Source organism: Acinetobacter tianfuensis (assembly GCF_003611465.1).
GTDB classification, from domain to species: Bacteria; Pseudomonadota; Gammaproteobacteria; order Pseudomonadales; family Moraxellaceae; genus Acinetobacter; species Acinetobacter tianfuensis.
This window is the reverse complement of sequence record NZ_RAXV01000027.1, coordinates 13,543-28,450: the sequence shown is the minus strand read 5'-3', so window position 1 is coordinate 28,450 and position 14,908 is coordinate 13,543. Positions and strand designations below refer to the sequence as shown.

At 43.1% G+C, this 14,908-nt stretch carries 15 protein-coding genes; 3 read left to right on the top strand and 12 right to left on the bottom strand.

Annotated elements, in window-relative coordinates; translation table 11 throughout:
* Positions 1-100: 100 nt before the first annotated feature.
* Entirely contained in the window at positions 101-787 is a 687-nt protein-coding gene (locus tag D7V32_RS12145; protein ID WP_120403121.1) for a YggS family pyridoxal phosphate-dependent enzyme, read from the bottom strand.
* A gap of 123 nt (positions 788-910) precedes the next feature.
* On the opposite strand from D7V32_RS12145, the gene D7V32_RS12140 reads away from it, so the two are divergent.
* Both D7V32_RS12140 and D7V32_RS12135 read left to right on the top strand, forming a co-directional pair.
* Positions 911-1,948 carry a type IV pilus twitching motility protein PilT gene (locus D7V32_RS12140; RefSeq protein WP_120403120.1) on the top strand — a complete coding sequence of 346 codons (1,038 nt, stop codon included), beginning with the start codon at positions 911-913 and terminating at the stop codon, positions 1,946-1,948.
* A gap of 31 nt (positions 1,949-1,979) precedes the next feature.
* The gene (locus D7V32_RS12135; protein WP_120403119.1) at positions 1,980-3,101 is read left to right on the top strand and encodes a PilT/PilU family type 4a pilus ATPase; all 1,122 of its coding nucleotides are present in this window, start codon (positions 1,980-1,982) and stop codon (positions 3,099-3,101) included.
* Between the two features lie 129 nt (positions 3,102-3,230).
* Here the strand turns inward: D7V32_RS12135 and fur are convergent, their stop codons facing one another.
* Positions 3,231-3,668, bottom strand: coding sequence for a ferric iron uptake transcriptional regulator (gene fur / locus D7V32_RS12130; protein WP_120403118.1), 438 nt, complete (start codon positions 3,666-3,668; stop codon positions 3,231-3,233).
* A gap of 112 nt (positions 3,669-3,780) precedes the next feature.
* Here fur and D7V32_RS12125 point away from each other — a divergent pair, with 112 nt between their 5' ends.
* Entirely contained in the window at positions 3,781-4,179 is a 399-nt protein-coding gene (locus D7V32_RS12125) for an outer membrane protein assembly factor BamE (protein ID WP_120403117.1), read from the top strand.
* A gap of 42 nt (positions 4,180-4,221) precedes the next feature.
* Here D7V32_RS12125 and D7V32_RS12120 read toward each other — a convergent pair whose 3' ends face one another.
* From D7V32_RS12120 to D7V32_RS12070, 10 genes are all read right to left on the bottom strand, one after another.
* Complete coding sequence (locus D7V32_RS12120) at positions 4,222-4,545, bottom strand: RnfH family protein (RefSeq protein WP_120403116.1); 324 nt, start codon at positions 4,543-4,545, stop codon at positions 4,222-4,224.
* On the bottom strand, positions 4,545-5,627 hold the full coding sequence (locus D7V32_RS17330; protein ID WP_171407653.1) for a hypothetical protein: 1,083 nt from the start codon (positions 5,625-5,627) through the stop codon (positions 4,545-4,547). The genes D7V32_RS12120 and D7V32_RS17330 overlap by 1 nt, the downstream gene beginning before the upstream one ends.
* 139 nt (positions 5,628-5,766) lie before the next feature.
* Positions 5,767-6,222, bottom strand: a complete 456-nt coding sequence (locus tag D7V32_RS12105; protein ID WP_120403115.1) for a bacteriohemerythrin — start codon at positions 6,220-6,222, stop codon at positions 5,767-5,769.
* 278 nt (positions 6,223-6,500) lie between these two features.
* A complete protein-coding gene (locus D7V32_RS12100) occupies positions 6,501-7,349 on the bottom strand; it encodes a class II glutamine amidotransferase (protein WP_120403143.1) in 849 nt (282 codons plus the stop codon).
* Positions 7,350-7,443: 94 nt separating this feature from the next.
* Complete coding sequence (locus D7V32_RS12095) at positions 7,444-8,229, bottom strand: GNAT family N-acetyltransferase (protein ID WP_120403114.1); 786 nt, start codon at positions 8,227-8,229, stop codon at positions 7,444-7,446.
* A 157-nt stretch (positions 8,230-8,386) separates the two neighbouring features.
* A complete protein-coding gene (gene argB, locus D7V32_RS12090) occupies positions 8,387-9,295 on the bottom strand; it encodes an acetylglutamate kinase (RefSeq protein ID WP_120403113.1) in 909 nt (302 codons plus the stop codon).
* 10 nt (positions 9,296-9,305) lie between these two features.
* Entirely contained in the window at positions 9,306-10,727 is a 1,422-nt protein-coding gene (locus tag D7V32_RS12085) for a phosphomannomutase/phosphoglucomutase (RefSeq protein WP_120403112.1), read from the bottom strand.
* Between the two features lie 714 nt (positions 10,728-11,441).
* A complete protein-coding gene (gene dut / locus D7V32_RS12080) occupies positions 11,442-11,894 on the bottom strand; it encodes a dUTP diphosphatase (protein WP_120403111.1) in 453 nt (150 codons plus the stop codon).
* A 41-nt stretch (positions 11,895-11,935) separates the two neighbouring features.
* Positions 11,936-13,975, bottom strand: coding sequence for a UvrD-helicase domain-containing protein (locus D7V32_RS12075; protein ID WP_120403110.1), 2,040 nt, complete (start codon positions 13,973-13,975; stop codon positions 11,936-11,938).
* 128 nt (positions 13,976-14,103) lie between these two features.
* Entirely contained in the window at positions 14,104-14,736 is a 633-nt protein-coding gene (locus D7V32_RS12070; protein WP_120403109.1) for an OmpA family protein, read from the bottom strand.
* Positions 14,737-14,908 lie beyond the last annotated feature (172 nt).

Genomic DNA, 14,908 nt, shown 5'->3' with positions numbered 1-14,908 from the left:
AGCTCACTTTGAACCCTAAGGTTTCATGCATTGTTAAAATTGATCTGCTGTGCTTGCACTTTTAAGTCTCATTTTTCAAAGGCTGGCTGGACTTGCTGCCTTATTTTGAATAATCACGCGCACCAAATAATGCCGTACCAACGCGCACCATAGTAGAACCAGCCGCGATCGCATCCGTCATGTCACTGGACATGCCCATACTTAAGGTATCCCAGTCTTCAGGTTTTGCATGCAGCTCTTTGACTTGCTCAAACAATGTTTTCGCATCTGTAAAGGCTTGCGGATGATTTGGCGCAGGGATCACCATAAGTCCGCGCAGCCGAAGATTTGGCAATGCAGAAATTTGTGCGACCAAATCTGCAACCTCATTGGGCTGGCAGCCATCTTTGGTATCTTGCGCATCAATATTGACCTGCAGGCAAATATTTAATGGCGCTTGAGTTTCTTCCCGCTGACTCGATAAACGCTCTGCAATAATTAAACGGTCTACCCCATGCACCCAAGCAAAGCTTGAAGCCAAATGCTTGGTTTTATTACGCTGTACATGGCCAATAAAATGCCATTCAATCTCTAAATCTTTGAGTGCTTCTATTTTATCTAAAGATTCCTGCAAATAATTTTCGCCAAAGGCACGCTGACCTGCAGCATACATTTCACGCAGCATTTCACTGGGATGCGTCTTGGATACCGCCAGTAATTGCACGGATTCAGCCGTACGGCCAGCTGCTGTACTTGCCTGCTGAATTTGCTGCAATACCTGTGCGCGGGCTTGTTGAAGTGTATTCATTGACGAGGTTCTCATTTCATTCATCTTTTTTTTCTTTGCCCTTTAACTAACAGTTGGTTAAGCTGAGGGAAAGCCTTATTATTCTATCAAAATAATTAAGATTTAGACGCACTCGGGGATTTTATGGATATCACAGAATTACTTGCCTTTTCTGCAAAAAATGGCGCTTCAGATTTACACTTATCGGCTGGCATGCCGCCTCTAATCCGTGTTGACGGCGAAGTCCGCCGCATTAACCTGCCAGCGCTTGAACATAAAGAAGTACACAAACTGGTGTATGACATTATGAATGATAAACAGCGCCGTGATTTTGAAGAAAAACTTGAAACGGACTTTTCATTTGAAGTGCCTGGCGTCGCCCGCTTCCGTGTCAACGCATTCAACCAAAACCGCGGTGCCGGCGCTGTATTCCGTACCATTCCCTCTAAAGTGCTTTCTATGGAAGACTTGGGCATGGGCCAAATCTTTAAAGAAATTTGCGAATACCCTCGCGGCATCGTACTGGTCACTGGCCCAACAGGTTCTGGTAAATCAACCACGCTGGCTGCCATGATGGATTACATCAATGACAACCGTTATGACCATATTTTAACGGTCGAAGATCCGATCGAATTTGTACATCAGTCTAAAAAATGCCTGATTAACCAGCGTGAAGTCCACCGCGATACACACGGCTTTAACGAAGCGCTCCGCTCGGCGCTGCGTGAAGACCCTGACATTATCTTGGTCGGCGAGATGCGTGACCTTGAAACCATCCGTTTGGCATTAACCGCTGCGGAAACGGGTCACTTGGTGTTCGGCACACTGCATACCACTTCTGCGGCTAAAACCATTGACCGTGTCATTGACGTATTCCCTGCTGAAGAAAAAGACATGGTTCGCGCCATGCTGTCTGAATCATTGCAAGCCGTGATTTCACAAACCCTGCTGAAGAAAAATGGCGGCGGACGTGTAGCAGCGCATGAAATCATGATCGGTATTCCAGCCATCCGTAACTTAATCCGTGAAAACAAAGTTGCACAAATGTATTCTGCAATTCAAACCGGTGCTAACTACGGTATGACCACACTGGATCAAAGCTTAAAAACACTGGTTTCTAAAGGCATTATCAGTCCGCAGACTGCACGTACAGCAGCAAAACAGCCAGAATCTTTCTTATAAAAATCAGCTTTAATTATTTTGGGGACATTTTATGGATTTTAACGGCTTACTCGACTTTATGGTGGAAAAAAAGGCATCAGACCTTTTCATTACTGCCGATGTCGAGCCGTCCATGAAAATTAACGGCCAGATTGTACCTATCGGTTCGACTAAACTGCCAGGATCAACCGTTGGCCAGCTATTAAATGCAATCATGACGGATAAACAGCGCAAAGAATTTGCAGAGACACGCGAATGCAACTTTGCCATCAGCAATCCATCTAAATCGGCCCGTTTCCGTGTCAGCGCATTCCAGCAGCGTGATGAGCCCGGCATGGTGCTGCGCCGCATTGAAACCATCATTCCAACCATGGAAGATCTCAAGCTGCCGCCAATTCTTAAAGAGCTGGCAATGACCAAGCGCGGCATTATTATCTTTGTCGGCGCAACGGGTACAGGTAAATCAACGTCGCTTGCATCTCTCGTGGGTTACCGCAATCAAAATTCAAAAGGCCATATCATTACCATTGAAGACCCGATTGAATTTGTACACGAGCACCAAGGCTGTATTATCACCCAGCGTGAGGTTGGCATTGATACAGATTCATTTGAAATTGCGCTGAAAAATACCCTGCGTCAAGCGCCTGATGTCATCCTGATTGGTGAAATCCGTTCGCGTGAAACCATGGATTATGCGATTGCCTTTGCCGAAACGGGCCACTTGGTTTTTGCAACCCTGCATGCCAACAACGCCAACCAAGCTTTAGACCGTATTATTCACTTCTTTGAAGCTGACCGTCATAGCCAGCTGTTCATGGACTTGTCACTTAACTTAAAAGCGATTGTTGCGCAGCAGCTGATTCCAACGGTAGACGGCAACTCACGCCGCGCTGCAATTGAGATCCTCATTAACTCGCCGTTAATTTCTGACATGATCCGTAAAGGTGATGTGCATGAAATTAAAGACTTAATGAAGCGTTCACGTGAACTGGGCATGCAGACCTTTGACCAAGCGCTGTTTGACTTGTACAAAGCGAAGCAGATTACCTATAAAGATGCCTTAAAACATGCTGACTCACCAAACGACTTGCGTCTGCAAATCAAATTGTCAGAAGAAGGCGGTGACCGCTTAATGAATGCCAGTAAAAACATTACCTTTGACGGCCAAGTTTAAACTGCAGCCATCAAGCAGAAAAACCGAGTTTAATCTTTAACTCGGTTTTTTATTTCTGCATTTTTTCACATATAAAAAGGGAGTTCATTAGAACTCCCTTTTTATATGTTTTCGGCATCAGCGCAAAACTTACTTTTTACGGTAAGCGTCCTGACATTCAGGCGCATCACAGTAGCCATATAAGTTTAATGAGTGGCCAGTCAGCTCGAAACCGAATTTCTTCGCAACTTCGTGCTGTTCATGCTCAATCACGTCATTTGTAAATTCAACTACTTTGTTGCAGTTTTGACATACAATATGATCATGATGATCTTCCTGCATAATCTCAAATACAGAATGATTATTTTCAAAATGGTGGCGCTGGATAATTCCTGCTGCTTCAAACTGTGTTAACACACGATACACAGTTGCTAAACCAACATCTTCACCTTGTTCAAGTAAAGTTTTATAAATGTCTTCCGCACTTAAATGATGTTGCTTTGAATTTTCCAATAATTCCAATATTTTAATACGTGGAAGCGTAACTTTTAGTCCAGCTTTGCGCAAATCTTGGTTTGATATAGGCATGAAAAAAGGTCTCTCAACAAAATTAAAGTTGGAATATGCAACAAACTTTAGATGCAGTATGATCTATCCTTGGATCAAATGCATCATAATTAATTTGGGATAGTGTAGCAAAATGCAAAAAATCATGCTGACGTTGTTCGTCACTTCATTGCTCGTAGGCTGTTCAACCTTGGGCGTTTATAAAGTTGATATTCCTCAAGGAACGCCTCTAACTCAAGCACAAGCTTCAAAAATCCAAGTTGGCATGACTTTCCAACAAGTGCGTTTTTTACTTGGCAGCCCAACAGTTACAGATCCAATGAATCCTTTACGCTGGGACTATATCTACCAGTATACCCCAGGAACCTATGCTAAAAAAGCAAAGATTCCGGCAGCGCATGGCCAGCACCTGAAAGTGTACTTCTCACAAAACGGCATTGTAGAAAAGGTTGAAGGTCTAGAAACGATTCCTGAATCTCAACCTGGCCTGCCGGGTTCGAAAGAAGCCATTCTTACTGCACCGCCACTATAGTCAGTTTAAAATAAAAAGAAACCCCTCACTGAGGGGTTTTTTTTATGACTGCAATTGTTTAAAGCGATTCCCGCGGCAATAACGGCTTACAGGATTCTTCGCCGCCCTATTTCGCCGTATGTCTTTTGGATTAATCGTTAATGCGCGATAAATTTCCACACGGTCACCCGCTTGCAGCACCTGTTCAGCATCTGGCAAACGTATGCCAAAGATACCCAGCTGCAGCGGCTCAGGCAGATCAGCCTGCTGGCGGATGCCGCTATGTTCTATAGCATCTAATGCCGTCATGCCTTCCTGAAATGGCACTGCAATATGAAATTGCTGCTCAGGAGCCGCATAAGCGACCCAAACTTGCTGTATAGCCATTAGAACAGTTTTCCAATGACCGCTGCTATCGCAAGCAGAATAGACAGCGGCAGCACAATACGTACCGCGATACGCCAAAGGTTATACGACACTTCATTGCTGAAATTCATTGATTTACGCAAATGGCTGATTTTCATAATCCAGCCTGCAAATAATGCATATACCAGACAAATCACCAGTCCCCATAACATAAGTACCGAATTTAATACGGTATGAATGCCAGGTACAACCCAAAGTACAGCTGGAATCACTAAAACTGCCCATTGCACGATAACAGCCAGCTGACGCTGCTGCAGCTGTTCACGCGCCATATTCAGCAGCATGCCTGCCGCCATGACCGCGGCAAATACAATTGCATAAGCAGGAACAGCCGCTTGAATGGCAAAGAAACCAAACGCAATCACAGCCAATAGCTGCGCTATCCAAATGGGCAATACCGTTGATGTCGCCGCATTTTGCTGACTGACGGCAACTAAACTGCTCTGCCAATACAAGCCAAGACCTAGACCGCTGGCAACCAATGCTAAGACCGTTGCACTGCCCCATTCACTAAATTCAACAGGTGTGACCTGCCAAGCTGGCAGCTGTGCGCCCATAACATTAGCCAACACCAAAGATGCCAAAACACCGGCTGCTGTCAGCAATACCGTAATCTGACGCGGCACAAATGAAAGCGCAATTGCTGCAATAATCAATACTGCCGCAACAATATTTGGCGCAATGTCTTGCAATGCAAATTGAGATAACGTCAAGCTTGATTGCGACAGCATGCCGCCTGCAAGAAATGGAATAAATACTGCGCCTAACCAGCCTGCTGCACGCCACTTTGCAGAAGCATCTGCATCACGCGTCAAACTGGATAATGCCTGTAAAGCAGTGGTCTTAGAACGCTTTGCCAGCGCAATTTCTAAATAGCAAAGCGGCAATGCCAAAATCAGCATAGTCGCTAACCAAAGCAGCCAAAAGTCTAGCTGACGGTCAATTTGAATCCCTGTTATCGGCGCAAGTGCTGCAATAATAATAAAAGATAAGCAAAAAGCCATCAGAGGCGATAACCATTTTGACATAGCATGATCCTGCATGATGCGGTCCTTAAAAAATTCTAGCGCTATTTTGCCCTGCTCTTCATGGAAAATCAAAAACAAAAAGCAAACCATCTTTCGATGATTTGCTGCGCGAAGTTTTATTAAATTTTAATTCTTGTTATCTCGTTCATCTTTATTATGAGAAGAAACGAGCGAACCAGTTCTTCCCTTTTTTCTGTTCTTTCTCTTTAATGATGCCCATCATGTTTTCTTTTACTGCACCGACATAATCTGCATCATCATGCTGAATATGGTTAATCAGCCATTTTGCCAGTACTTCATTCAATTCAGATTCGATTGAATCGCCTGCTAAAAAACGTTCACGGTAGCTTTCAATTTTTTTAATAAATAGATCATGAACGCGCTTATGCGGTACACGGTATTTATAGCCCGCTTCTTCTTGAAGCGATTCTTCGAATGTAAAATGCGACTGTGTATAATCAATAATATTATCGAGTACTTCTTTAATACGTTCACGATCAGTATTAGCGTTAACCCCATCAATTTCATTGATATAGTCAAGAATGCGTTTATGCTGATCGTCAATCACATCGATACCAGTATTGTATTCTGGAACCCATTTCATTTTCATTACGACCACCTATCAAATCTAAGGACTTATCACATAAATGAATGATATAGAGAAATAAATTAAATAAAAATGAAGTGAATTACTCGGGTTTAGGCTTTTTCACATCAAAATCAGGTAAGCTTTTGTTTTTAATTGTTATTAATTGGAATCTCGACCATAAGAGTCAGATATTAAATGATCAATCTATCATTTTAAATATTATCTAAAATAATGAAATTACCGTGAAATACTACAAATCATCAGGTAAATAGGCATAGTATTTCACACTTCCGCAACAGTCAGTAAATATCTGCCTGTGTAATACGGCGTAATGATGGGTCTAGACGTTCACGGTCCAAACGTTCTACATGGCTCATTGAATGGCGGATTGGACGGCCATGCTGAAATAAAATCATTTCGCCCGGCTGAAATGCAGTCCAGACTTCATTCTGCGTCAGCGGTTCAGTTGTAATAACTGCCACGCGGTCTTCTGGCGTCGTCACTTCACTGAAATCCACTTCAACATCTAAATCAATCAGCTGCGCCGGCTGAAAAGGATACTCACGCACCAGCCAATGCAGTTTAGTAATCGCATAGCTGAATAGCGCTTGACCGTTGGATAAACAAAAATTGAACGTGCCATGTTCAGCAATTTGAGGCGAAATCTCAATTAATAAATCAAAAACCTGATCTAGACTCGGCTCTTCATAGCCGAATCGTTTTACCAGCTGTTCCAGCAAATAACAAAAAGCCAATTCACTGTCTGTATTGCCTACTGGAGTAAAGCGGCCAACCAGCTCTGGCGCAAATCCATGCAAATCACCATTATGCGCAAAAATCCACTGACGGCCCCAGAGCTCGCGGCTAAAAGGATGTGAGTTTTCTAAATTGATTTTGCCCTGCGTGGCTTTACGGATATGCGCAATAACATTGCGTGATTTAATCGGATAATTGCGAACCAATTCTGCAATTGGAGACTCTACGGCAGATTGATTATCTACAAATAAGCGGCAAGCTTTGTCTTCAAAAAATGCAATGCCAAAACCGTCACAATGATCGGAGGTAATGCCTGCCCGCTGCGAAAACCCGCGGAACGAAAAAGTAATATCCGTTGGCGTCGCACAATTCATACCTAAGAGCTGGCACATAATCTTCATCATCATAATAAGGTCAATGATGAAACTATTTTGCATCAGTCATCTGGCTATTACAAACAGCAAAGAATACGATCTTTATAAAATATTAAGAATTCTGCATAATTTTCTTTTGCAGAATGAAATTTTTAGCCATTTGACTCACTTCCAGATGAACAAAATAATCCAAACAATTAAAAGCTTCATCATAATATGCCTCACGCGAAAGCGTGGCCTGCATTTTTAAATAGATATCAAACAGCTTAGGCATGCGTTCATCCTGCGAAAAGCTATAAGCCGGGTACGGCGGTGTAAATGCTTGATGCGCCTGAACCGTATTGCTTTGTTCATGCAAACGCTGCACAAGCTGATGTGTATGATATGCCCGCGCTTCGTTGCCCTGCATACGGATACTGACACAGCCGATCACATGTTTGGCTTTCATTTCCCAAAGCACTTTGGACATCAAATGCAGCCATAAAATAGAAAGCGCTTTACCAGAGCGGTACTTGGGGTGTACGCAAGTACGGCCAATCTCAACGATATTTTCCAGATGCCCCAGTGGCTCAGAGATATTAAACTCCTGCTGACTGTAGCTTTTTTCTTTCAGCTCATGGCCTTGCAGCAGTTTAATACGGGTATATGCTGCAATTTCCCGTGTCCATTTATCCCGCAGCACAGCATGTTCACAGTTAAAATCATAAAAGTCCTGATCCAAATTTTGATCAAAACGTATGCCAAATTGTTTGGAAAATTGCGCGGCGCGAAATTGCTGTATTTCACGCAATCCGTTCAGATCACTGACCCATTCAAATTTATATGCAGCGTTTTTTGAATTTTTCTTTTGAAAAGGGAAAATAAAGCTTTGGCGGTACTGGTTCAGCTTATCCAACATCAAGTATTTCCTTCATGCTTTTTGATCTACATTAGGCACTCCCAATGACATTTTCATGACGGCAATAAAACTTGCTGTAAAAGTTCAGTCCATAAAAAAAGCCCCATGTAATGGAGCTTTTCTTTGAACACTTAAAATAAAGTTTTAAAACGCAGCATTATGCTTTTTTCGCTGGCTGACGGTTGGTAATTAAAGTACCCACGCCATGATCTGTGAAGATCTCGAGTAAAGTTGCATGCGGTACGCGGCCATCCACAATATGCGCGCTCACTACACCGCCTTTTACGGCATCTAATGCACAGCCGACTTTTGGAATCATACCGCCATAAATCACACCAGTTTCAATCAGACGATCTACTTCCTGCGTGCTTAAGCCCGTCAGCAAGTTTTTATTTTCATCCAATACACCGCTAATGTTCGTCAGTAAAATCAGCTTCTCAGCACCTAACGCTTCTGCAACCTTGCCTGCAACTAAGTCTGCATTGATGTTATAGGTATTGCCTTCTTCATCTACACCAAGCGGCGCAATCACTGGAATGAAATCACCTTGCGTAAACATTTCAAGCACATCAGTTTTAACACCAACAACTTCACCCACTAAACCAAGATCAATTTCTTGAATTGAACCGTCTTCAGCAGTTTTCTGCATTAAAAGTTTTTGTGCGCGAAGCAAGTTACCGTCTTTACCAGTCAAACCAATCGCACGGCCGCCATGTTTATTAATCAGGTTCACAATCGACTTGTTTACGCTGCCGCCCAGTACCATTTCCACAACTTCCATCGTTGCAGGATCTGTTACACGCATGCCGTCAATACGGTCAGACTCACGGCCTAACTGTTTAAGGAATGAGTCAACTTGCGGACCGCCGCCATGCACAACAATCGGATTTAAGCCAACTGTTTTCAACAACACGATATCGCGCGCAAATGAACTTTCCAACTCTGGATCAGTCATCGCGTTGCCGCCATACTTCACAACCAGCGTTTTGCCTGAAAAACGTTGAATATACGGCAAAGCTTCGGTCAAAATTTGTGCTTTGCCGATGCCAGTCTGTTGATGCGGCATTCGCCTCTCCTTAATAAGCATCTGATATGTCTTGAGCAATCAGTGGAAATTGCTCAGCTATCATATTAACAAACAGGCTGTGTATCTCAGCTAAACGTGATGCTGTGTCTGCATCAAAACGCAATGTGAAGTACTCACCTGTATTCGATGCTCGAATGATGCCAAATCCATCATCAAAATCAAGACGTATGCCGTCGATTTTACTGATTTCTGCATTTAAATATGCTGACTGGCGTTCAACTTCAGCTAAAACCGTTTTTGGGTCGGTGTGATGCGTGCTGATATAAATATCTTCTGTGCCTAAGCGTTCAGGATAAGCTTCTAAGGCTTGTGACAGGGTCATATTTTTTTGCTGTAAATATTCCATGATGCGAAGCGCCGCATATAAGCCGTCATCATAACCCCAGCCGCGTCCATCATTAAAGACATAATGGCCTGCATATTCACCGCCAAATACCGCTTTGCCCTGTGAGTGCGCTAAATACTTACGTAAGAAGGTGCTGCCCGTACGGAGCATTGTGGCCCGACCATTAAGCGCCTCTACGGTTTTACGCAGCATGGTTGAACATTTCACATCATAAACAACTTCACGCTGCGGATGCTCACTCAGGCACATTTCTGCAAATAGGCACAATAAGCGGTCTGCAGTAATTATTTTGCCCTGTTCATCAATCATCACAAGACGGTCACCGTCACCATCCAGCGCGATGCCTAAGTCAGCCTGCTGTTCCAGCACAAACTTGCGGATTTGCGTTAAATGCGCTTCTTGTGACGGATCTGGCGCATGATCTGGAAATTCTCCATTGGCTGTACAGCGTAAAGCCTTCACCTCGCAGCCCAGTTTATTTAATACTAAATTTGCACAGCGCCCTGCTGAACCATGCATACCGTCCAGCACAACTTTAAAACGTTTATTTAACTGTATATCGGCTAATAATGCATGCTGATATTGCAGGCAATATATAGGAAATATTTGATGCTGCGTATCTTTATGCTGCATCGTGCTGACAGGTACAAAATGGCTTTTTGCATCTGCAGCGACTTGCTGAATCATTTCAGGCGCAGGCGGCTCTGCCTGCAATATCCATTTAATGCCATTATCAGATTTTGGATTATGGCTTGCAGTCACCATAATGCCGTTGCCGCCAAAATCACGCGCGACATAATACAGCATCGGGCTGGAACAGCAGCCAATAATCACAGACTCAATGTCATATTCTGCACAGACAGAATGAATGATTGCCGCATATTGCGGACTGCTTAAACGCGCGTCATAACCGATTGCCAGCTGTTTTTGCCCTGCGCGCGCATACTGCTGCGCTAAGCCATGTGCAATGGCGCGCACCATATCGCTGGTCAGCAGTGAAGATTTTCCGCGGATATCATACGCACGAAAAATTTGTGTCGGGAAATTATTAAGCAGTGAACCCATAACCTATTCTTCTTTTAATTGTCATGATCAATATAGGCCAGTTCAATAAGTCTGCTGTTGCATTGATAAAACAATTAAATATCTAGTTCGAAAACATCCTTCTTTTAGCGCATTTTAATTGATTTATCAATTCATAAAAATTAAACACCTGAAGCCTAAAACATTTAAGTTAAGACCTTTTCCATTTTCTTCACCAAGATCAAATGATGCTGCAGGTTTTACAAATTTATGATTTAAATAAAAAATACGCTAAAAAAGCCCCAATAAATAAATTTTAAAAACGTATACGGCTCAAACTTGCCATACACAAAAATGAAACGCTGTTGTTTTTGCGTGAACAATCACGGTAAATAGCAACCCTTTACCCCCACGGACTAAACTGCAAACCCGCTCAGCATATGCCATGCCTCTATATAACAGCAATCACCAGAAATGGGGATTCTGCATTTTTTAGGTCAATCAATAGCAAAGCATTTAATTTCAGCACATTATTTAACTTAAATAGCAGATAAAAACTCTTTTTTAAATCAATAGATAAATATAATTGCAAAACTGTTTTTTAATTTTATCTGATGATTATCTGATTTTGATATTTACATTATAGATTGTTTTTTAGACAAAAATACACTCATTTTCTTCAAGAAAACACAGCTTTTAGTCCAGACTTAAATGATAAAAAGGCGCAAATATGCACCTTTTTATACAGTTCAGCAATTAATTTTTGCCTGTATGGCCAAAACCGCCTGCACCGCGTTCAGTTGCTTCAAATTCTTCAACTAAATCAAATTGCGCTTGTACAACTGGAACCAATACATACTGCGCTAAGCGTTCGCCCGGCTCTAAACTAAATGCTGTCTGGCTGCGGTTCCATACAGAAACCATCAGTTCGCCTTGGTAGTCAGAATCAATTAAACCCACCAAATTACCAAGTACGATACCGTGTTTATGGCCTAGGCCTGAACGCGGTAAAATTAAACCGGCAAAGTTTGTATCTTCAATATAAATGGCTAAGCCCGTTTTCACTAAAACGGTTTGTCCTGGCTCAATAACAGTAGTTTCAGCAACGCATGCGCGCAAGTCTAATCCAGCTGAACCTGCCGTTGCGTAGCTTGGCATTGGCCATTCATTGCCTAAACGTGCATCGAGTACTTTTACTTGAACTTTCATGGTTCATTCCTATTTCAATATTGCTCATTTTAAAATGATTGTTAGCGCTTAATCAGCGCCCGTAAATTGTCCAAATAATGCTGCGCCTGCTGTTTCGGATCGATATTGCCCGCAAGTTTTTTCTTGCGGCCAAGCCATTCCAGCTCATCCTGCGGCAGTTCATCCAAGAACCGGCTTGGGGTCATTTGTTTCATTTGACCGCCTGCTTTGCGTTGCTCTGCCAATGTAATGGTCAAACCTTGACGTGCACGGGTAATACCCACATACATCAGACGGCGCTCTTCCTCTACCGTCTCTGCAGCAATCGAGTTTTTATGCGGCAGCAGTTCTTCTTCGAGACCAATCAAATACACATATGGAAATTCCAAGCCCTTAGAAGCATGCAGCGTCAGCAAGTTCACTTTGTCAGTGTCTTCGTCTTCCTGCTGCTGTTCCAGCATATCCAGAAGCACCATTTTACGGATGACGCTTTCAATGTTCTTTTCATCTACATCTTCAGCGCGGTTAATCAAGCTCTGAATACTGCTGTACAGCACTTCAATATTATCCAGCTTGGTTTTTTCCTGAGCGGGAGTCGCGGCTGTTTCTTTGACATAATCAATATAGCCAGCTTCCACCATCATCTGGCGGATGATCGGCACAGGCTCATCATCTTCCAGCAAATTGCGGGTGTAGCTCTCAATAAAATCATGAAACTCTGCCAGCTGCGTGGTGGCTTTTTTCGGAATTGCCATAGTTAAGCGCTGATCGCCTGCAGCCGCCAGCAGCGATAAATGATTTTCCTGCGCAAACAAACCCAATTTTTCCAATGTAACCGGACCAATCGCCCGTTTAGGCGTATTGATAATCCGCAGGAATGCACTGTCATCTTCTGGATTGATAATCAGGCGCAAATAACTCATGAGGTCTTTAATTTCAGCGCGCGCAAAGAATGACTGTCCGCCCGATAATTTGTATGGAATTTGCATTTGGCGCAGCTGTGTTTCAAGTGCACGCGCTTGGAAATTGCCGCGGTATAAAATGGCATAGTCTTTCCAGCTTTTACCGTTCATCAGCTTGTGCGTAATCAAATCTTTAACGACGCGTTCTGACTCATCATCATCATTGCGGCAAGTAATCACGCGGATGACTTCACCATGCCCCTTATCTGACCATAATTTTTTATCAAAAATATGCGGATTGTTGCCAATGACGGTATTGGCCGCTTTTAAAATACGGCTCGTCGAACGGTAGTTCTGTTCCAGCTTAATCACTTTTAAATTGCGGAAGTCTTCATTCAGCAGCGCCATATTTTCAGGTTTCGCGCCGCGCCATGCATAAATCGATTGGTCGTCATCCCCTACCGCAGTGAACTGCCCCATCACACCAACCAGCAGTTTGACTAAAATATACTGCGCGGTATTGGTATCCTGATATTCGTCGACCAATAAATAGCGGATACGGTTTTGCCAGCGGTCACGCACTTCTGCATTTTCTTGCAGCAGACGTGTCGGCATCACAATCAGGTCATCAAAATCAACCGCATTATAGGCGCGTAAATTGCGCTCATAGAGCTGATATAAATGCGCCATCTGCACATCTTCAGCAGTTTCACAGGTCGTGTGCGCCTGCTCTGGCGGAATCAAGTCATTTTTCCAATCCGAAATCATTTTCATGGCTTTCGCGATCAGCTCTTTACTCTCTGCGCCGGACAAATTGTCACGGTGCATCAAGTCCATCAATATTCGTTTGCAGTCGTCAGCATCTAAAATAGAAAAGTTATTTTTAAGCGGCGTATTTTTAAGCTCAAGACGCAGTAAATTCAAACCAAAAGTATGGAAAGTCGAAACCGAAAGACCTTTTGCCTCTTCACGTGTCAACAGCTTTGTTACACGTTCTTTCATTTCACGCGCAGCTTTGTTGGTAAAGGTCATCGCCGTAATACGGTGCGCAGGTATGCCGCAATGCTTGACCAAATAGGCAATTTTTCGGGTAATGACCGATGTCTTGCCTGAACCAGCCCCTGCAAGCACTAACAAGGGTCCTTGAGTATATTTCATGGCTTCAAGTTGCTTGTCGTTCAATTGACTTGCGAGTGACATAGATTTTCCTCTTCCTGATTCGGTGTCGATTATAGTCATGTCATGCGCAGTTTCATAACCCCAAAAGTCATTTTCAGCGCATAAAAAAAACCGCCTCACGGCGGCTTTTTTGTTTAAGTCACTAAATATTATTTAGTTTCGTAAACAGAAATTTCCACACGGCGGTTTTGTTCACGGCCAGCAGCTGTTGAGTTGTCAGCAACAGGTGAAGTTGAACCATAACCTTTCGCAGTAATGCGAGCTGCAGAGATACCTTGAGACGCAAGGTAGTTTTTCACTGAGTTCGCACGGTTTTGAGACAATGGATTGTTGATCGCATCAGAACCTGTGTTGTCTGTGTGACCATGTACAACAATTGCCAATTTGTTCGCAGTACCGTCTTCACGCAATACTTTAGCAACATCATTCAAAGCTGACTGGAATTGAGCTTGAATTGTAGATGAATTCGTTGCGAAAGTTACTGAAGGCATCACAAGGTTGATCGAACCGTCTGGATTACGGCCTACATCTACACCTGTACCAGCCAATTCTTGTTTAAGACGCTGTTCTTTTTTGTCTAAAAGAAGACCTGCGCCTGCGCCTACAACAGCGCCAATTGCAGCTGCTTGACCCATTTTATCCTTGTCAGCATTTGAGTAAGCAATACCAGCACCCAATAAAGCGCCAAGACCTGTACCGATTGCCGCTTTGTCATATTCCATGTTTTGGCAGCCTGTAAGCGCCATTGCCCCAACAACCGCTGTAATTACTAGTGCACGCATCGCATGACTCCTTTTTGTGTTTTGTATATTTGATACAGAATGATAATGAATGAAAGCCAATGCTGAGAACATTGAATTTTTGTTAATAATAAAACGTTTATTTACATTTTGTAATAAATAAAAAGGGAAAAAGTGCAAACTTCATCAAATTTTCTCCACAGTTATATTTATA